Origin of the sequence: Peptoniphilus sp. KCTC 25270 (assembly GCF_021012875.1) — a bacterium.
Lineage (GTDB): Bacteria > Bacillota > Clostridia > Tissierellales > Peptoniphilaceae > JAJMZJ01.
This window is the reverse complement of the sequence record NZ_JAJMZJ010000003.1, coordinates 225,391-245,630: the sequence shown is the minus strand read 5'-3', so window position 1 is coordinate 245,630 and position 20,240 is coordinate 225,391. Positions and strand designations below refer to the sequence as shown.

Here is a 20,240-nt window from a genome sequence, read left to right as displayed (position 1 = left end):
CATGTTAATGATTGAAAATAAATTGGAGCTCTTTGAAGATGTGGTGTATAAGTCTCGACTATTGGATTTCGATAAGAGGAAAACACGAATTCAAGAAGAGACCGAAAAAATTGTAAAAGAAAAAGAAGAAGCACTACGTGAAGAAAAAGAGACAATGATGGAAAGACGGCATAAATTGGCTACCGTTTTGGGAAATGAAAAAATTTCTAAGGCCAAGGAGCAACGCCGCGTTCTTGAGTTGCAAAAAATGGACCAACTAGAAGAAGATTTTGTAGAAGCGATTATGGAACGGGCAAAAAAATTTACCTTAGAAGACCGTTATAGAGAAATATTACTTAAAGGGATTGATGTAACCTTTTCTCATTTAACCCCAGGAACCTATCGTATGGGATTAACCCAAAAAGATATGGACGTTTTTTTTGAAGAAATTGAAGAAAAAGGAAAAAAACTAGGCATCTCTTTGATCCCTAATGTAATGGGAGAGGAAATCATTGGCGGCCATGTAGTAAGTGATGAGGCCAATACCTATAATCTAAACAACGATCTTCGAACAATGGTAGAAGAAAAACGCTACGAAATTGGGAAACTTCTCTATAAATTATTCCATAGGGAGGATCAAAATGGAAAATAAACCAATTATTGAAAAAATCAACGGTCCCGTTGTAATCGGTAACCATATGTCCTCCTTTGCCATGCGGGAAATGGTACAAGTGGGAGAGAAAAAACTCATTGGAGAAGTGATTTCTGTAGAAGGAGATCATGGAATCGTTCAGGTTTATGAAGAAACCGAAGGATTAAAACGAGACGAGCCGATTCAAGGAACTAGGGCTCCCCTTTCTGTGCGTTTAGGTCCAGGACTTTTGGGAAATATGTTTGATGGAATTGAACGCCCTTTGGACCGAATTGCAAGAGAACAGGGTTATTTTATTCCTGAAGGAATTGGCCTTATGAATTTGGACTTAGAAAAACTCTGGGATTTTCAACCGACGCGAGAAGTAGGGGAGAAAATAGAACCAGGAGCCATTTTTGGGGAAGTGGAAGAAACACAAATTATTACCCATAGAATTTTAACGCCTCCAAAAGTAAAAGGCGAAATTGTTTGGATTGCAGAACCAGGGAAATACAATGTAGTAGAAACGGTTTTGAAATTAAAGGATGAAGAGGGAGAAATTCACGAACTCGCCATGAGCCATGAATGGCCCGTACGTATTCCAAGACCTGTAAAAGAATATACGGATCCAGACACTTTACTTGCTACAGGAACCCGTGTATTTGACGTATTTTTCCCTATTGCAAAGGGAGGAACCGTAGCCGTTCCAGGATCCTTTGGCACAGGAAAAACCATGACCCAACATCAAATTGCAAAATATTGTGACGCCGATATTATCGTATATATTGGATGCGGTGAACGGGGAAATGAGATGACAGAAGTTTTGGAAGATTTCCCAAAACTAATTGACCCTTATTCTGGAAAACCGTTAATGGATCGTACCATTTTAATTGCCAATACATCAAATATGCCTGTGGCGGCCCGTGAAGCCTCTATTTATACAGGCATTACTTTGGCGGAATATTTCCGCGATCAAGGCTATGATGTAGCCATGATGGCAGATAGTACCTCCCGTTGGGCAGAGGCGCTACGGGAAATTTCTGGACGTTTGGAAGAGATGCCAGCAGAAGAAGGCTACCCCGCGTATTTGCCAAGTCGTATTGCTAGTTTTTACGAACGAAGTGGACCAGCGGTGGCTTTATCAGGAAAAGAAGGTAGCGTAACAACCATTGGCGCCGTATCTCCGGCGGGAGGAGATTTCTCCGAACCCGTTACGGAAAACACTCGCCGTTTTGTAAATACTTTCTTGGCTTTAGACCGAGATTTGGCCTATGCTCGTCACTATCCAGCGATTCACTGGTTGGATTCTTATTCTGGTTATGTCTCCGCTATGGGGAATTATTATGACAACCGCTTAGAGGGAGATTTACCAGCTTTACGGAAAAAATTCTTAAGCTTGCTTCATGATGAGGCAAAATTACAAGAGGTTGTTATGTTAGTAGGGGAAGATGTCCTTCCAGATAGAGAACGTTTTGTGTTGGAAGTGGCTCGCGTTGTGAAAACAGGATTTTTGCAACAAAATTTCTTCCATCCAAAGGATTGTTTCGTATCTTTGGAACGCCAATATGAAATGCTTCGAACGATTGATATTTTGTACGAAGAAGGAATGGAAACCATTCAGATGGGAATTTCTATGGCAGAAGTACGGAACGTTCCCTTGATTACAGAAATTATCAATATGAAATACAATATGGATGATGAGACCATGTCAAAATTCACCGTATTAAACAATAAAATTCGAGAATATTATCGAAATCTACGATTGAAATACCAGGAGGAACTCTAGGATGAAAAAAGAATATTTGCTTCTTGACCGTGTCCATGGTTCCTTGGTGGAATTATCCGGGCTACACCATGTAAGCTATGGGGAAATTGTAAGCTTAACCAATCGAAATACGAAAGAAGTTTTAACCGGTCGTGTGATTGGGATTGATGGAGATAAGGCAACCGTTCAAGTCTTTGGGGAATCTTTAGGGATTTCTCCCACCAATATGAAAGTCGTTTTTGAAGGAAAGCCCTTTACCATTCCTCTATCCAAAGATATTTTAGGCCGTACTTTTAACGGAATTGGCCAACCAACAGATAAAGGGGGGAAAATTTACGCAGACGAATTTTATAACGTAAATGGTCGCCCAATGAATCCTGTGGCTCGTCTTTATCCTAGAAACTTTGTAGAAACAGGGATTAGTTCCATTGATGCTTTAATGACCTTAATTCGTGGACAAAAACTTCCGATTTTTTCCGGCTCCGGTTTGCCTCATAATGAATTGGCAGCACAAATTGTAAAACAAGCCCGTATCCGTGGAGACGAAGGAGAATTTTCCGTTGTCTTTTGTGGAATGGGATTGAAACGAGAAGTAGCCAGTTATTTCAAAGATTCTTTTATGGAATCGGGAGTAATGGACAAGGTAGTTATGTATTTGAACTATGCCGATGATCCCATTATGGAGAGAATTATTGCTCCAAAATGTGCTTTAACCGCGGCAGAATATTTGGCCTTTGAAGAACACCGCCATGTTTTGGTTATTATGACCGATATGACCAGTTATGGAGAAAGTTTACGGGAGGTAAGCTCCCAAAGGGGAGAGGTTCCTTCTCGAAAGGGCTATCCAGGATATTTGTATTCCGATTTGGCAGCTATTTATGAAAGAGCCGGCATGATTGATGGAGTAGAAGGCTCTGTAACTTTAATTCCTATTTTAACCATGCCTTCCGATGATATTACCCATCCGATTCCTGACTTAACGGGATATATAACCGAAGGACAAGTTGTATTAAGTCGAGATCTAAACCAACAGGGGATTTATCCTCCTGTGGATATTTTGCCCTCCCTTTCTCGTTTGATGAAAGATGGAATTGGAGAAGAATATACTCGTGACGACCATCCCGATGTTTCGGCTCAGTTGTTTGCTTCCTATTCACGGGTAATTGAAGTTCGTGCCTTAGCACAAATTATCGGACAAGAAGAGTTAAGCGAAGAAGATCAACTTTTGCTTCAATTTGGAAAGCGTATGGAAGAAGAATTTATTGGTCAAGGTTTCCACACCAATCGATCCATTGAAGAAACATTGGATTTGGGATGGGAATTGTTACGAATTTTACCAGAAGATATGTTGACTCGAATTACGCCAGAAATGAAGGAAAAATACCTCTAGGAGGCCAAAATGGCAAAGAAATTAACAGCAACAAAAGCCAACTTAATGAAAGTAAAAGATAGTTTGGCCTTTGCCGAAAAAGGATATGGCCTACTAGACAAAAAACGGACGGTTTTGATTCGAGAAATGATGAGTTTGAACAATCGAGCCGCAGAAATTCAAAAAGAAATTGAAGGAAAATTTCAAAAATCCTACGAATCCTTGACCATGGCCTCTGTAACCATGGGTTGGGAAGCAGTAGTAGATATTTCGAAATCCATGCCAAAAGAAGAAGAATATATCATGGGCTATCGCTCTGTAATGGGCGTGGAAATTCCCGAGGTACAATACAAACATTTCAATCCAAAACATAGCTTTTCTCTCTATGAAACAACCGTTGCCTTTGATGAGGCCTATCTTGAAATGGATCAAATGCGAGAGTTAATCTATGAATTGGCAGAAATTGAAACCAGTTTGTATCGATTGGCAAAGGAAATCAAAAAAAGTGTAAAACGGGCCAATGCCCTAGAAAAAATTCAAATTCCTAAATACGAAAAAGCGAAAAAAGAAATCCAAAACGAATTGGAAGAAAAAGAGAGAGATGATTTCTTCCGATTGAAACGTATGAAAGGAAGAGAAGAAAATGACGGAAATGCGTAAGATTTACGACGAAAATTTTCATCCCATGGGATATTACAAAGAACGAGGAGAAACTTTGTCTCCAGAGGAATATTATTTGGTGGCAGGAAGTTTTGTGATTTCTGAAGGGAAATTGTTGGTAACCCAACGGGCCGAAGGAAAAGAATTTGCCCATAAATGGGAATTCACCATGGGAAGTGTGGTAGAAGACGAAACGGGAAAAGAAGGGGCTCTTCGAGAATTGGAAGAGGAAGTTGGAATCAAAGCCAGCGGCAAGGAGCTTCAATTCTTAGGGCAAGCAAAAGAAAACCGAAAATTCAGCGAAATCTATTTATTGATAAAATCTGTGGATAACATTCAACTACAAAAGGAAGAAGTGGAAGATTTTCAATGGATTGATCAAGAAAAACTAGATAAAATGTTAGAGGATGGATTCTTTGCAAAGCCCATGGAAAAGCGAATTCGAACCCATTATAAAACAATTTTAGAGCATATAAAAAAGGAAGGCTAAGCCCTCCTTTTTTTGTATAAAGATATTCACATAAGTTATTAACAAGATGTGGATAAACTGTGTGGATTTATTTCCGCAAAGGAATCATACAAGTTGCAATATTATCTGTATCGGCATTATAGAATACGCTAATGGAAATCTCTTGAGCAGAGGGATCCATTAAAATGGAGCGATGACTAGGAGAATTCATAAAATTCTGAACAATCACATTGGCATTGGCTTCATCGCTTCCTCGATTGTAAATATAGGAAACCACTTCTCCGATAAAATAATATTCTGGGTAGATTTGAATGCCTTCTTGGTACCAAATGTCTCCATTTGGTCGTAAGTGGTTCATACTACCTGTTTGCGCTTGTTGGATACTTTCTTCCAACACACGGTTGGTAGCATAATAATTGATGCTTCCCTGAAGAGAGAGGGGCCTTAATCCATTTTCCATTCTTGCGGAATTGACTCGATTTAATAAATCATAAATCATAGAAGATTCGTAAAAATATCCCCTTGCCCCTTGGTTTTGGCTGGTATAGTAAGTTTCGAATTCTGCTTCAGAGAAAGAATTTTCTGAAGGATCCTCCCATTTTACAAGAACGGTTGGATTTGTAGGGGTTTCGTAGCTTCTGGCTATGCCCTTATAATAAACATAGTTCATCAAAACCATGGCAAATTCAGATCGAGTAATGGCTTTTTTTGGATCTAGAGAATCCAACAATCCCTTTACAATTCCCTTTTCAATTAAAATAGAAATAAAAGGCTCTGCCCAATCGCTAATTTTGGAATGATCATTATAGATTTCTAAAAAATTTGGATCGTAGGATCCAAAATCCAATAATCGGCCGACCATAACCAAAGCCTCTTCTCTAGAGATATAAGCTCTAGGGCTTAGGGTATTTTTGGAAGTTCCTGAAATACAACCAACAGAAACGGCCAATTGGAAACTAGGATAAAACCAGTCAGATCTTCGTACATCTGTAAAATGAGAAATATCCACTAATTTTATTTGATTGGAAGAAATGGTCCGAGACAATATAGTCGTAAGCTCTGCACGAGTTAAAGTGGAATCAGGCCGCAAACTGCCATCCTCGTAACCACTAATAAACCCCTGTTCAATAGCACGAGTTAATAATTGGCTTTTTTGTTGGACAAAATCATTCCCATAATAAGCAAAACTTATATTAGAGAATAATGTAGCAATGGCTAAACTGGTAATAATAATTCTACTCCAAGCTTTCATAAAGAAGCCTCTTTCTTAGAAAATATTTTTACAATGGCCAGTTGTATTATCACTATAGTATTTCTTGCTATTGCTAGTATACCACTAAAAAACCCTTAAAAAAACGCTAAATTTCAACATTTCCAAGGGTTTTTGCAATTTCATAAAACCTACAATTCCCATCAATTTTATATACATAATTTATAGGAATTTACTGTTATTTTGTCTAAATATTGAAAATTCAATATAAACAAAGGTTTAATAGTCAAATATTTAATTTCTATCTTTTTTCTACGCATTTCCATTTTTGAGCAAATTTCGTTGTAATTTTTACAAACTAGTATACAAGTATTTAAGAATAAAAATATACAATTCCCTATTTTTACTGGTATAGAATTTATGTCCCGCAATACGTTTTGTATCCGAATATTTCCTTGTAAAATCGAAATTTTTCCTTATGTTTTTCGTAATCATAAGGAGATTTTAGTGCTGCCCATAATTCTAAGAATAGATCCAGATTTCCTTCTTTTGCTTCAAAAAGGGCTTGTTCCACCCAGTAGTTTCTTGGAATAATATAGGGATTGCTATTTTTCATTCGTTTTTCTACTTCTTCAGGGTTCTCTTTTTCCAAACGTTTCAGCCATTTTTCTTTCCAAGAGAAGAAATCTTTTCTTTGATAGATTTCCTGCTCCCAATCCCTTAAAGTCAAATCTACAAAGGTATTGGTGTAATCCGTGGAATTTTTTTCCATAATTTCCAACAATTCGTGAATGAGCTTCCGATCGTCCCCATCCACTTGAGAAAGCCCTAGTTTTCTGCCATAAATTCGGTAGAATTCCCGTTGAAATTCTTTGGCAAATTCTTCCAAAGCTCCATCTACACGTTCCATTGCTTTTTCGTGGGTTTCTCCAATGAGAGGAGAGAGGGCCTGGCCAAAGCGGGCCAAATTCCAGGCAGCCATTTGAGGTTGTTTTTCGTAGGCATAACGCCCATAAATATCGATGGAGCTGTAAACCGTTTGAGGAGCGTAGACGTCCAAAAAGGCACAAGGGCCATAATCGATGGTTTCGCCGGAAATGGTCATATTGTCTGTATTCATAACTCCGTGAATAAATCCTACGCTCATCCATTGGGCCAAAAGTTTTGCTTGTCGTTTTTGCACTTCCAAATAAAATTGAAAATACTTGTCTTCTGCGTTTTCAAGTTCTGGGTAATGTCTTTGGATGGCGTAATCAGCCAAGGAAATTAGATTTTCTTTGATTTGGCTATGGGCGGCCCATTCAAAAGTTCCCACTCGTAAATGGCTCGCAGCAACACGAGTTAAGATGGCTCCTTTTTCTACCCTTTCTCGGTAAACGGGTTCTCCTGTGGAAACAACGGCCAAAGAGCGGGTTGTTGGAATTCCTAGCCCAAACATGGCTTCACTAATTAAAAATTCCCGTAACATAGCTTGTAGCGTTGCTCGTCCATCTCCATTGCGAGAATAGGGGGTAGGGCCACTTCCTTTTAATTGCAAATCGTAGCGTTCCCCTTTAGGCGTAATTTGTTCCCCCAATAAAAGGGCCCGCCCATCTCCTAAGATCGAAGGGAAACCAAATTGATGTCCCATATAAGATTGAGCAATTTGGCTGGCATTTTCGGGAAACTCTGAACCAGAAAGGGGAAGAAATCCCTCTTCTTTCAAAGCTTCAGGATCCAAACCTAAAAACTGAGCCAAATCTTCATTGAGCACCACCCATTTTGTTTTTTTTACTGGGGACAAATCAATTTTGTCATAAAAAAACGAGGGGAGTGTTTCGTAACTATTGTTAAAATTCCATTGTATTTTTTTCATATTCATCACCTAAACTATCCATACCCATTCCACAAAAAAAGCCCAAGGAGAATTCCTCGGGCCGTTTTTTATTCTTTTGTATTTAACAATCTTTCTTTCAATTGGGTTTCCATAATTCGCAGTTCGTGTTCGGCTTTTACGCGATTTTCGTGCCCTTCAATTTGAATGGTACGAACTTCATCCAAAGCAGAAATCAATTGTTCGTTGGTATGACGAATGGTTTCTACATCCACAATGCCACGTTCTGATTCCTTGGCAATTTCTACGGTGCTTGTTTTTAGCATATCGGCATTTTGTCGTAACAATTCATTGGTAAGATCCGATACTTTTCGTTGAGCCGCCGCTGCTTGGGCGGAATGATGAACTCCTAAAGCCAATACCATTTGATTTTTCCAAATAGGAATGGTATTTACAATGGTAGATTGAATTTTTTCTGCCATAACCGTATTGGAAGCTTGGACCATGCGAATTTGTGGCGCCATTTGAAGGCTAACCATGCGAGTTAAATCCAAATCGTGAAGTTTTTTCTCAAAACGATTGGCCAAATTTTGCATATCCGTAACTTTTTGCGCTACGATTCCATCTCCAGTAACATCGGCTTCTTGCATTAAAGCAGGAAGTTCCTTTGTGCGGACCTCTTCCAATTTCTTTTCTCCTGCAAGAATATACATGGAAAGTTCCTTAAAATACTCTTCGTTCAAATCGTACATTTGATCCAAAAGAGTAATGTCTTTCATTAAAGTAATTTGATGATTTTCCAAAGCACGGGCAATTTCGTCTACATTTTTTTCTGCCTTATCGTAATTGGCTTTCATCGCGGTAATTTTATTGGAAGATTTCTTGAAAATTCCACGAATTCCCTTGGTTTCTGTTTCATCAAAACTCTTTAATTCCGTCACAACAGAAGAAAGAAGCTTTCCCACTTCTCCCAAATCCTTGGCACGAACGGAATTTAACGTTTTTTCTGAGAAACTGGAAATTTTCTTTTGGGCTCCCACACCATATTGTAAAACCACAGAAGAATTGGTTAAATCAATGGTTTTTGCAAATTCTTCTACTTGTTTTTCTTCTTCTGGAGTCAAATGAACGGCAGTATCATTCGTAAGTCGTATTTCTTCTTGAACGGTAAGATCGGTGATTGCTTCGTTTTCATCGAGTCCGTCTAAGGTTAATTTAATTTTATTTTCGTCCATATTTTCCTCCTATTTTTCTTTTTGAATCAACCCATCTTGGGTTAACACTGTATTCATAACTTCCATTTCGGCAGATAAATCCAACAAATCTTCTTGATACAATTCGCCCAATAAATTTTCATAGGCAGAGATAACTGTTTCAATGGATTTTTCAATATCTCCTTTGGACTTCTCTAAACTAGATACCGAAACGGGAGTTTTTTCAAACTCTAAATATTTTTCTACCAAACGAATGGTTGTTGGCGTATAGTAGTCAACAAATTTATTCAAATCATCCATGCGACTATGATCCTTGGCAATGGCTTCTTTGATCGCCGATAAAATCAAAAGGAGGCGTTGAATCTTCCCTTGAAATCTTTCGCTGGACACTTGAGATTTCAAATTCGCCAAATGTTCCATATATTCCACAATGGCTGTAGCCCTTTGATCATCAGGAAGAGCCGTTTCCGTTTCTTCAAGGGAACGAGGTTGTTCCTTTACATGAATAGTATCCCGATAATTTTCCTTATAAGCTTTATAGGCATCCTTGTCCAATAGGAAAAGCTGCCCATTTTCCACCACGCGTCCCTGTGGGAAATGGCCGAGAGAAATAAGCTTTTGCAAATCCTCTACCACATGACCAGGAGGAAGAGATACAGCCGTAGAAAAATCATCTATGGCCAAAACGCGGCTATCTCCTACCTCAATTTTATAACGTTGAAATCTCTTTTCCAAAAGCATGCGTTTGTGGGCCCAAAAAGTACCGTATCCAGAAGCCACTGCCGCTACAACACAAACCAAAATCCCAAAAAGCGCCTCTGGAGATTGGAAACGGAGCATATCTACAAATGTTCCAATGGCTCCAAGGCCCCAAGATACGCTTAAAAATCCAAGCAAATTTCGCAACCAAAAATAACTATTGGGCATACGAACCTTTTGATTTACAAATCGTGGGTCTCTATTGATGGGAATACGAACTACTTTTTCTTCTTTTCTTAATCCTTTTTGAATTCCATTAAAAAGAGCCGTTGCTCCCGTTTTTGTTAAGTCGATGGCAACTTCTACACTTTTTTCAATAATATCAGAAACTTGAGAGAAGTCGTTATTATCAATGGCCTTATCAACGGTATCGGCCAGTTTGTTTTTCTTTACCATATATATACCACCTCATCATTATCATATCATAAGCAAAGGTCTTTAGAAGTTAAGATTTGTCAAATATTGCAAAAAGAAGGGGAAGTAGTTTTCAAGAATATTACTTGCAAAATCTCTTTTTATCCCTCATACTAGAGAGTAGAAGATTTTGGCAGTCGAGGTCTACTCGGCTGCTTTTGTTATGAGAAAAAAAGAACAGGATGTGCAAAGATTGAGATTTAACGAATTCGAATTATCGGATCAAATACTAAAAGGAATAAAAGAAGTGGGTTTTGAAGAAGCAAGCCCTATCCAAGAGGAGAGTATTCGCCCTTTGCTTAGTGGACAGGACGTTATTGGACAAGCCCAAACGGGAACAGGAAAAACCGCCGCTTTTGGGATTCCTATGTTGGAAATGGTAACAAAAGAAAAATATGTACAAGGTTTGATTTTGTGCCCAACAAGAGAACTTTCCATTCAAGTGGCAGACGAATTAATGAAATTGGGAAAATATAAAAAAGGATTAAATATTCTTCCCGTCTATGGTGGGTCCAGTATGGAACGCCAATTGCGCGCTCTAAAAAAAGGCGTACAAATTGTAGTAGGAACCCCTGGTCGTGTTATGGACCATATGCGTCGTAGATCCTTAGATTTATCCCAATTGAAAATGGTTGTATTGGACGAGGCAGACGAAATGTTCGATATGGGATTCCGTGACGATATGAAAACCATATTGGATGGAACCAACGAAGAAAGACAAACTTGTTTCTTCTCCGCCACTATGGGAAAAGAAATTATGGATTTCTCCAAAATGTATCAAAGAGATCCAGCCGTGATCCGAATCAAACACAAAGAATTAACCGTAGAAAATATTACCCAATACTATCTGGAAATGACCGCTCCAATGAAAACGGAAATTTTAAGTCGATTGGTAGATATTTACAATCCAGAACTAACCATTGTATTTTGTAACACAAAACGCCGCGTAGACGATTTGGTGGCAGAGCTTACGGCTCGTGGATTTAGTGCCGACGGACTACACGGAGATTTGAAACAAACCCAACGGGATACGGTGATGAAAAAATTCCGTCAATCCACCATTGATATTTTGGTGGCAACAGACGTAGCGGCCCGCGGAATCGACGTAGGAAATGTGGATGTAGTTGTAAACTACGATTTGCCACAAGATGAAGAATATTACGTACACCGCATTGGTCGTACGGCCCGTGCGGGACGAAGAGGCCGCGCCTTTACCTTTGTGGTAGGCCGAGATGTTTACAAATTGCAAGATATTATTCGCTATACAAAAGCAGATATGCAATATATGGAGCTTCCAACGATTTCCGATATTACGGCTACTTTTGAAGAAAAATTAATCGATAGCATTCAAAAAGAATTGTCAAAAGAAGAAGATTTAAGCAAATATCGTGCTTCCATTGACAAATTATTATTGCAAGAATATGGAGCCGTAGAAGTGGCTTCGGTTTTATTAAAAATGTTGGCCGATACCCAAGGATTGCGAACTCACAAGGAGTTGGATCAAGTTGACTTTGGGAAAAAATATCGCCTTTCTCGTAGTGGAAAAAATGGAAAAAAAGGGGGAAAAGGTCGTGGAAAAGGAAGAAACGACCGTCGCCCAAGAGTTTTCATTAACAAAGGGAAACGAGATGGATTGGATCCAAAGTCCATTTTGTCCGCCTTCCATAAAGAAACTAACATCCCTAAAAAAGCCATTGGAAATATTTTAATCAAAGACAACTTTACCTTCGTAGAATTGCCAGAAGAATTCTTAAAAACCGCTGCCAAAAAACTAAGCGGAAAGAAAATTCGTGGAAAAAAAGTCCATGTAGAGATTTCTGAAAATCGAGGAAGATTATAAAAAAGGACCTAGCGTAAAAGCTAGGTCTTTTTGTATGGGATTAGAAATCCACTTTTTCTCCATAATACGCACATTCATAGATTTTTTTAATATCTTCTGGACTTGTTTCCCTTGGATTTGTAAGAGTACAAGCATCTGCGTGTGCATTTTTAGACATTTCATCCAAAACTTTTTTGAATTCTTCTTCGGAAATTTCTGTGTTTTTGCCTTCTTTGATATTATTTGTTAAACCAACAGCCGCATTTAATTTGCGAACTTCTTCGGCGATATCATCAACGCCAAGGATATTTTCAATCAATTCGTAACGGTCTGTGCCTTTTCGATTGTAATCGATAATATAAGGCAACATAATCGCATTGGCTTCTCCATGAGTTAAATGGAAAATTCCGCCGATTTTATGGGCCATACTATGAACGATTCCTAAAGAAGCATTTGAGAAGGACATACCAGCTAAAGTAGAAGCATCGTGCATCTTTGTACGGGCCTCCATATCTTCGCCGTTATCTACGGCTTTTTTCAAGTTTTCGAATACCAACTCAATGGCACGAATAGCAAGAGGAGTGGTATAATCATCCGCCGCCGTAGAAACCAAAGCTTCCAAAGCATGAGTCATAACGTCCATACCCGTTTGAGCTGTAATCAACGGTGGCATTTTTGCAGGAAGGCGTGGGTCGATAATTGCAATATCAGGAACGAAATCAGGATGTACCAAAGGATATTTGATTTGTTTTTCTGGATCTGTAATTACAGAAAAAGCCGTAATTTCAGAAGCTGTACCAGAAGTAGAAGGGATACATACCATGCGAGCTTTTGTTCTCAATGGTGGATTATCAAAAGCAACAAGTTTTTCAAAATCATAATCTGGGTGTTCATAGAAAACCCACATAGCTTTTGCAGCATCCATAGCCGAACCGCCACCAATAGCAAGAATCCAATCCGGGCCGAATTCTTCCATTTTCTTTCCGCCTTCTAAACATTCTTGTAAAGTTGGGTCCGGATTTACTCCATCAATAATAAGAACTTCCATACCCGCTTTTTCTAATTTTTCTTTTGCTTCATCTAGGAAGCCAAAGCGTTTCATAGAACTACCGCCAGTAACAATAGCCGCTCTTTTTCCCTCAAGGGTTGTTAAAACATCCATGGCGTTGTCGCCGTGATAAATTCGATTTGGTACACTAAAAATGTTAACCATTTTTGTATTCCTTCTTTGTACCTAATTTATGTCGAATTTATACCCTAATTTTCATAAATATTCATTTTTTTTATAAAAAAATTTGCCCGTTGGAGGCAAGGGATAAGTGAATTTGGACAAGGAAAAAAGCCCTGAAATTGGAGGCAAGGGCTTTTTATTTGGTATATGAATGACTTAAATAAAATATATCATAGACAAAAAGCAAGGTCAATAGAAAATTGATAATTTTTATCATTTATTTTTTTCTTCCTCTTTTATCTTCTGAAAACGCTCCATATATTTTTTATAAATGGGAAGCATATGGGCTTCATTTACAAAAGTATCCAAAGAGTCTAGAGGAATCCAATGAACTTTTCCCGATTCGTTATGAAAAATCGTATCTCGAACTTTTCCCATAAAACCAAAAGTAAAATTTACATGAAAATGCATTTCAACGCTTTCCCCTTTGCGCTGGTGTTTCTTTACAGGAAGTATTTCCATTCCAATGGGATCTTGGCTTAAAGGTTGAACGTATTCCAACCCCGTTTCCTCATACAATTCTCGCAAGGCCGACTCAAAAAGATTTTCTCCTTCTTCTATATGTCCCCCCGGCCAACTGAGAGATTCGTAAATGGGATGATAAATCATCAAAAGTTTTTCCTGTTCCACATCAATCACAATGGATGAATTGGTAAAGTGATAAGGGCAATCTCGGCTCGTTCCCACAAAAGTAGAGGGAAGTTTCAGAAGGTGGTCCCGGTCCTTTTCTTCTTTTCGATCCCGTGGCTTATAATTTTGAATCCATTCCATAAATGGCCTCCTCTCGATATTTTGTCAAAGCAGAAGAAAAAGCATAGACTTCCTCTAAATCCTTTTTCTTCGCCCAAGTTTTTTCTCCAAAGGGAATTTCTTCTTCCAAAACCAAAACTCGCTCCAATGAAATTTTATATCCAATTAAATCCCAAACTTTATGGCTAAAAACATGGGAGGAAGAAGGGAGAGTTTCGATATTTTTTGGAATATAGAAGTTTTCTTGGCAGAATTTTTCTACATCTTCTAATTTCAAATGGCCTTGAATCATGGGAAATTGCCAAAGGTTGGCTAAAAGTCCTTTAGAAGGGCGTTTTTCAATAAAAAATTCGCCGTCATATTCCAATAAAAGAACCGTCCATTTTTCGTCGGTTTTCTTGATTTTTTCTTTTCGTTTGGGAAATTCTTCTTGGCAATTTTTTTCCAAAGCCAAACAATCTTCCTTCAAAGGACAGATGGAACATTTTGGATTTTTTGGTAAACAGACATTGTTTCCTAAATCCATTAAGGCCTGATTAAAATCGCCGGGTCGCTTCGTAGAAATTTCTTTTTCCGCCAAAGCAAAAATTTTTTTCTTTCCTTTGGCACTATCAATGGTTTCTTCTATTAAAAATCGACGGCTATAGACACGAAGCAAATTGCCATCAATAGCCGGAACGGGAAGTTGAAAGGCAATGGAAGAAATGGCCCCTGCTGTATAAGGGCCAATTCCCGGCAAAGACAATAGTTTTTCGTAAGAGGCCGGAAGTTCTCCTCCATATTCTGAAACGATTTTCTCGGCGGCTTTTTTCAAATTTTTTGCTCGCGAATAATATCCCAACCCTTCCCAAAGTTTGTGAAGCAAATCTTCATGGGCTTCTGCCAAGTCAAAAACTGTAGGAAAATGTTCCAAGAAACGTTGAAAATAAGGGATTACAGCCGTAGCTCGCGTCTGTTGCAACATAATTTCTGAAATCCAAACTCGGTAGGGAGTGGGACTCTCTCGCCAAGGCAAATCTCGTTTTTCTCTATCATAATAATTCAATAATTTTTCTGAAATCATAGTATCACCTCTACCATTATAACAGACCAAAGGAGATTTAATTCAGAGTAAAATGCTTGAAAATGAAAAGATGGCTAAAATTACAGAAAAATTTCATATCCTACTACTTTGCAAGGATTGACGGGAAGATGGGTATAATGGTATAGTGAATAAGGAAAATAAGTAGACAGTCCAATACATTGAGGAGGATTTATATAGAAATGGAAAACAAATCTCTATTAAAGATTGAGAATGTGAAAGCAAGTGTAGGAGAAAAACAAATTCTTCGTGGAATCAATTTAGATATCGGACCAGGAGAAGTCCATGTAATTATGGGGCCAAACGGCTCAGGGAAGTCGACTCTAGCCAATATTATTATGGCAAACCCTGTTTATACATTGGACGAAGGAAAAATTATTTTTGACGGAGAAGATATTACCGATCTATCTACGGACAAACGTGCCTTAAAAGGTTTGTTTATGTCTTTCCAAACGCCACAAGAGGTTGCGGGAATTAGTGTAGAAAACTTTATTCGTCAAGGTCGTCTAGCTCGTGGAGAAAAATCTTCATTGATTAAATTCCGCAAAGAAGTAGACGGAAAAATGGATCTATTGCAAATGAAGCCAGAATACAAAGAACGTTACCTAAATGTAGGTTTTTCTGGAGGAGAAAAGAAGAAGACAGAAATTCTTCAAATGTTAATGTTGAATCCAAAACTTGCCATTTTAGATGAAACCGACTCTGGCTTGGACGTAGATGCCGTTCGTACTGTAAGTAAAGGTTTGAAAGAATACCTAAACGGCGAAAATTCAGCCATTATTATTACTCACCATAGAGAGATCTTAAAAGAAATCCAACCAGACTACGTTCACGTAATCTATAACGGAAAAATCGTTGTAGAAGGAGACGATTCTCTAGTAGATCGTATTGAGGTAGAAGGATTTAACTGGGTGAAAGAAGAGGCGAGTGCCAATGAGTGAGAAAAAAAGAACCCAAGTCGAAGAGATGGATCGTGGAATATACGATCTTAAAAATCCCTTCACTTATAGAAAAAAAACCGAACAAGGATTAAACGAAGAAATCGTTCGTGAAATCTCTCGTGAAAAAGATGAACCGGAATGGATGTTGGAAATGCGTCTAGAAGCCTTGCGTCTATTCCACGAAATCGACAACCCCGTTTGGGGACCGGACTTATCGGAAGTAGATATGGAAAAGGTCATCACCTATATTCATCCCGATGCGGATTTGGCCGATGACTGGAACAACGTACCGGAAGAGATTCGCGAAACCTTTGATAAATTAGGAATCCCAGAAGCAGAAAAAGAATCTATGTTATCTGGGGTAGGAGCCCAATATGACTCTGAGGTCGTTTACCACAGCATTCAAAAGCATTTGTCAGACCAAGGAGTTGTCTATACAGATTTTGAAACTGGAATGCGAGAATATCCTGAAATCGTAAGGGAATATTTCAGCAAATGCATCAACCCATCTTTGCATAAATACGCAGCGCTTCACTACGCCGTATGGAGTGGTGGCTCTTTCGTATACGTGCCAAAGGGTGTGGATGTAGATGTTCCATTGCAATCCTATTTCCGTCTAAATGCACCAGGGGCGGGACAATTTGAGCATACGCTAATTATTATTGAAGAAGGCGCAAAATGTCACTTTATCGAAGGATGTTCTGCACCAAAATACAACGCATTGAATTTACACGCCGGAGCCGTAGAACTTTTTGTAAAAAAAGGCGCGACGTTACGTTATTCTACCATTGAAAACTGGTCTAGAAATATGTACAACCTAAACACAAAACGTGCCATGGTGGAAGAAGGCGGAACCATTCAATGGGTATCTGGTTCTTTCGGATCCAAAGTAAGTATGCTATATCCAACTTCTGTTTTATTGGGAGAAGGAGCAAAGAACGAATATACAGGAATTAGTTTTGCCGGCGCAGGGCAAAATATCGATACAGGGGCCCAAGTTATTCATGCGGCACCAAATACAAAGAGTACTATCAATTCCAAGTCCATTTCCAAAGGAGGCGGAATCGGTACCTATCGCGGATTGGTAAAAGTAACCAAAGATGCCGTTGGAACAAAATCAACGGTAAGTTGTGAATCTTTGATGTTGGATGACGAAAGTCGCCAAGATACAATCCCAGCCATTGACATTGCCAACAAAGACGTAGACTTTGGACACGAGGCAAAAATTGGACGAATTTCCGATGAGGTTATCTTCTATTTGATGACACGAGGAATTTCTGAAGAAGAAGCCCGAGCTATGGTTGTACGCGGATTTGCGGATCCAATTGCAAAAGAATTGCCATTGGAATATGCAGTAGAAATGAACAACTTAATCAGTCTAGAGTTGGAGGGGAGTATCGGTTAAATGAAACAATCAATGATCATCAACCAAGGAAATGAGCTCGCCTATAAAACCTATAGATATCTGCGAGTAAACGAAAAGAAAATGGATTTAGGAGAATGGGAATTTCCTCAAGGAGAAAACTTGGAGGAAGCGAAATTCTTAGAAAACTACGAATATGGTTTAAGCTCAGAAGTCATAGAACTCCATGAAAACCATACAACAAAATATGAACAATACAACACAGGGGACTTTGGAAAAATCAAAAGAGAATCTGAAGAGATTCTAATTGAAACCGTTGACTTTATTGTAGAAGAAGGAGATTCCGTACAAGGTTATATTTCCACTTCTCAAAAAGCGGGCACGTTCCACTCTTCCCTTTATAGAATTCACATTGGGAAAAATGCCCACGGAAAAATCTATTTAGCCAATATGGACGAAAAAGATACCGTAAGCTTACTGTCCTTGGCCGTAGTTTTAGAAGAAGGAGCCACTTTAGATCTTTATTACTACGCTTTATGCGAAGCCAATGTAGCGGCAAACATTCGTGAATATTTGAAAGGAGAAAAATCTTCCGGAAATATTCAAGCCATGTATTTAGCAAAAGATCAACAAGAATTGGATTTTCTATACGATGTAATGCATGAAGGAAAGGAAAGCCAATCGGATTTACAAGTAAATGGCGCTTTAATGGGGCATGCTTACAAAGTGTTCAAAAGTCGTCTAGACTTTGCCCAAAAATCTTCTGGAAGCGTTGGAAACGAAGAAGAATACGCGATTCTATTAGACGAAAACGCCAGAAGTCTGTCTGTACCAGCTCTACTATCCCATGAAGACGATGTAGAAGGAAATCACGCAGCCTCAGCAGGGCATATTGATTCCTCCTTGTTGTTCTACATTATGAGCCGTGGATTTAGTGAAGAAGAAGCCGAACGCTTAATCATTGATGCAAAATTTGCACCAACTATTGATGCCATTGAATACGAAGACATTCGAGAAGAAATCTACGAATCAATGGAAAGAATCTTGGAGGCGAGAAAAAATGTTTACGCAAGCTGAGATAAAAGAAATCCGAAAAGATTTCCCTTATTTGGAACTTCACACAAAAGAAAAACCTTTGATTTACTTGGATTCAGCCGCTACAACACAGAAGCCAAAATCCGTAATCGAAGCCATGAACAACTACTATAGCTACGCCAACGGCGGTCCACACCGTGGAGCTCACCGTCTATCTATGGCAGCGACAGAAGTTTATGAAGGAGCAAGACAAGTTATTGCAGACTTTATTAACGCACCTTCTGCCGATCAAATTGTGTTTACAAGAAATGCCACAGAAAGTTTGAATTTAGTGGCTTATTCTTGGGCTTTGGAAAACCTAAAAGAAGGGGACGAAATCCTAATTTCTATTATGGAACACCATGCCAACTTGGTAACATGGCAATATGTAGCAGAAAAAACCGGCGCGAAATTAAATTTCATGTATTTAGATGAAGACAAACAAATTCCATGGGAAGAATTTACCTTAAAAGTAAATGAAAAGGTAAAATTATTTGCCATTACACAATCTTCCAACGTATTGGGAACTATGCCAGAAGTGAAGAAAATGATTGCCCATGTAAGAGAACATGCCAAAGACGCAATTTGTGTTATTGACGGTTGTCAATCCACTCCTCACAAACCAGTGGATGTACAAGATTTAGACGCAGATTTCTTTGTATTTAGTGGCCACAAAATGTTGGCGGCTATGGGAAGTGGCGTATTGTACGGAAAATTGAAGCTTCTAAACAAAACAAAACCATTCTTATATGGTGGAGATATGATTGAATATGTTTACGAAGATCACACAACTTTCCTAGACGCACCAGGCCGTTTTGAAGCGGGAACGCAAGATGTAGGAGCGGCGGCTTCTCTACCAGCGGCTGTGGAATATTTGAACCATTTAGGAATGGATAAAATTTACGAATACGAATCCTATTTAATGGATTACGCTTACGAGCAAATGAAGGAAATGAAGGATATCGAAATCTATACGACACCAAAGGGACCAAGAGGAGCCGTATTAACCTTTAACTTCAAAGAAGTTCATCCACACGATGTGGCTTCTATTTTGGACTCCAAAGGAATCGCAATTCGTTCTGGTCACCATTGTGCTCAACCATTGCATCGTAAATTGGGAATGAACTTCTCTTGTAGAGCGAGTTTTGCCATTTACAATACAATGGAAGAGGTAGAATATTTCCTTAAAAACCTAGACGAAGTAAGGAGGTTGATGGGCCTTGGCACTCGATGAAATTTATACCACTCTAATTATGGAAGAAAGTCGCAGCACCCATAACAAAGGGGATTTAGACGATCCAACCTACAAGGAATTGGGACACAATCCAAGTTGTGGCGACGAAATTACTCTACAAATTAAAATGAACGGAGATGTATTGGAAGACTTGTCCTACACAGGGGTAGGATGTGCCATTTCTCAAGCATCCACATCTATTATGATCGATACCATTCGCGGAAAATCTCGCCAAGAGGCCATTGATATGGCAGATCTATTTATTAATATGATCAAAGGCGTAGCCGTTGAGGAAGAAGAGTTGGAACCATTGGAAGACGCTGTAGCTTTCCAAGGAATTGCCCAACTTCCAGCAAGGGTAAAATGTGCCGTATTGCCATGGTATACCTTAAAGGGAATTTTAGAAAAATAAGAAAAGAAACCGAGGGAAATCCTCGGTTTTTTTGTCGGAAAAAGGAAAGAAA

The 20,240-nt window shown here is 38.9% G+C and carries 18 protein-coding genes; 11 read left to right on the top strand and 7 right to left on the bottom strand.

The features are described 5' to 3' along the window. Window position 1 precedes the first annotated feature (1 nt). The 5 genes from LQU94_RS06650 to LQU94_RS06630 are packed head-to-tail and all read left to right on the top strand — an operon-like array spanning window position 2 to window position 4,894. Window positions 2–631, top strand: coding sequence for a hypothetical protein (locus LQU94_RS06650; protein ID WP_230696916.1), 630 nt, complete (start codon window positions 2–4; stop codon window positions 629–631). Further along, window positions 621–2,396, top strand: a complete 1,776-nt coding sequence (locus tag LQU94_RS06645; RefSeq protein WP_230696915.1) for a V-type ATP synthase subunit A — start codon at window positions 621–623, stop codon at window positions 2,394–2,396. Before LQU94_RS06650 ends, LQU94_RS06645 begins: the two co-directional genes overlap by 11 nt. A 1-nt stretch (window position 2,397) precedes the next feature. After that, entirely contained in the window at window positions 2,398–3,765 is a 1,368-nt protein-coding gene (locus LQU94_RS06640) for a V-type ATP synthase subunit B (RefSeq protein WP_230696914.1), read from the top strand. Between the two features lie 9 nt (window positions 3,766–3,774). Further along, window positions 3,775–4,404 carry a V-type ATP synthase subunit D gene (locus tag LQU94_RS06635; RefSeq protein ID WP_230696913.1) on the top strand — a complete coding sequence of 210 codons (630 nt, stop codon included), beginning with the start codon at window positions 3,775–3,777 and terminating at the stop codon, window positions 4,402–4,404. Continuing rightward, window positions 4,388–4,894, top strand: coding sequence for an NUDIX domain-containing protein (locus tag LQU94_RS06630; RefSeq protein ID WP_230696912.1), 507 nt, complete (start codon window positions 4,388–4,390; stop codon window positions 4,892–4,894). The genes LQU94_RS06635 and LQU94_RS06630 overlap by 17 nt, the downstream gene beginning before the upstream one ends. A 67-nt stretch (window positions 4,895–4,961) precedes the next feature. Here the strand turns inward: LQU94_RS06630 and LQU94_RS06625 are convergent, their stop codons facing one another. The 4 genes from LQU94_RS06625 to LQU94_RS06610 form a co-directional block, all read right to left on the bottom strand. Next, the gene (locus LQU94_RS06625) at window positions 4,962–6,125 is read right to left on the bottom strand and encodes an S-layer homology domain-containing protein (protein WP_230696911.1); all 1,164 of its coding nucleotides are present in this window, start codon (window positions 6,123–6,125) and stop codon (window positions 4,962–4,964) included. Between the two features lie 376 nt (window positions 6,126–6,501). Next, window positions 6,502–7,938, bottom strand: coding sequence for a YdiU family protein (locus tag LQU94_RS06620; protein WP_230696910.1), 1,437 nt, complete (start codon window positions 7,936–7,938; stop codon window positions 6,502–6,504). A gap of 68 nt (window positions 7,939–8,006) precedes the next feature. Further along, complete coding sequence (locus LQU94_RS06615; RefSeq protein ID WP_230696909.1) at window positions 8,007–9,131, bottom strand: toxic anion resistance protein; 1,125 nt, start codon at window positions 9,129–9,131, stop codon at window positions 8,007–8,009. Between the two features lie 9 nt (window positions 9,132–9,140). Continuing rightward, window positions 9,141–10,265, bottom strand: a complete 1,125-nt coding sequence (locus LQU94_RS06610; protein WP_230696908.1) for a 5-bromo-4-chloroindolyl phosphate hydrolysis family protein — start codon at window positions 10,263–10,265, stop codon at window positions 9,141–9,143. Window positions 10,266–10,413: 148 nt separating this feature from the next. On the opposite strand from LQU94_RS06610, the gene LQU94_RS06605 reads away from it, so the two are divergent. Beyond that, window positions 10,414–12,123: a DEAD/DEAH box helicase gene (locus LQU94_RS06605; protein ID WP_370631507.1), complete on the top strand. Its 1,710-nt coding sequence runs from the start codon at window positions 10,414–10,416 to the stop codon at window positions 12,121–12,123. 40 nt (window positions 12,124–12,163) lie between these two features. Here the strand turns inward: LQU94_RS06605 and LQU94_RS06600 are convergent, their stop codons facing one another. The 3 genes from LQU94_RS06600 to mutY all read right to left on the bottom strand — a co-directional run bounded on the left by LQU94_RS06600 (window position 12,164) and on the right by mutY (window position 15,146). Continuing rightward, window positions 12,164–13,315: an iron-containing alcohol dehydrogenase gene (locus LQU94_RS06600; RefSeq protein ID WP_230696907.1), complete on the bottom strand. Its 1,152-nt coding sequence runs from the start codon at window positions 13,313–13,315 to the stop codon at window positions 12,164–12,166. A 231-nt stretch (window positions 13,316–13,546) separates the two neighbouring features. Then, on the bottom strand, window positions 13,547–14,104 hold the full coding sequence (locus LQU94_RS06595) for an NUDIX hydrolase (RefSeq protein ID WP_230696906.1): 558 nt from the start codon (window positions 14,102–14,104) through the stop codon (window positions 13,547–13,549). Next, the gene (mutY, locus tag LQU94_RS06590; RefSeq protein WP_230696905.1) at window positions 14,082–15,146 is read right to left on the bottom strand and encodes an A/G-specific adenine glycosylase; all 1,065 of its coding nucleotides are present in this window, start codon (window positions 15,144–15,146) and stop codon (window positions 14,082–14,084) included. Before mutY ends, LQU94_RS06595 begins: the two co-directional genes overlap by 23 nt. Window positions 15,147–15,346: 200 nt before the next feature. On the opposite strand from mutY, the gene sufC reads away from it, so the two are divergent. From sufC to sufU, 5 genes are read left to right on the top strand one after another with little or no spacing between them, the layout of a single operon-like run. Further along, window positions 15,347–16,105, top strand: coding sequence for a Fe-S cluster assembly ATPase SufC (gene sufC, locus LQU94_RS06585; protein ID WP_230696904.1), 759 nt, complete (start codon window positions 15,347–15,349; stop codon window positions 16,103–16,105). After that, entirely contained in the window at window positions 16,098–17,510 is a 1,413-nt protein-coding gene (sufB, locus tag LQU94_RS06580; RefSeq protein ID WP_230696903.1) for a Fe-S cluster assembly protein SufB, read from the top strand. Before sufC ends, sufB begins: the two co-directional genes overlap by 8 nt. Then, window positions 17,511–18,545, top strand: a complete 1,035-nt coding sequence (locus LQU94_RS06575; protein WP_230696902.1) for a SufD family Fe-S cluster assembly protein — start codon at window positions 17,511–17,513, stop codon at window positions 18,543–18,545. Next, window positions 18,529–19,776, top strand: a complete 1,248-nt coding sequence (locus LQU94_RS06570; RefSeq protein ID WP_230696901.1) for an aminotransferase class V-fold PLP-dependent enzyme — start codon at window positions 18,529–18,531, stop codon at window positions 19,774–19,776. The genes LQU94_RS06575 and LQU94_RS06570 overlap by 17 nt, the downstream gene beginning before the upstream one ends. Then, a complete protein-coding gene (sufU, locus tag LQU94_RS06565) occupies window positions 19,763–20,188 on the top strand; it encodes a Fe-S cluster assembly sulfur transfer protein SufU (protein ID WP_230696900.1) in 426 nt (141 codons plus the stop codon). The genes LQU94_RS06570 and sufU overlap by 14 nt, the downstream gene beginning before the upstream one ends. Window positions 20,189–20,240 lie beyond the last annotated feature (52 nt).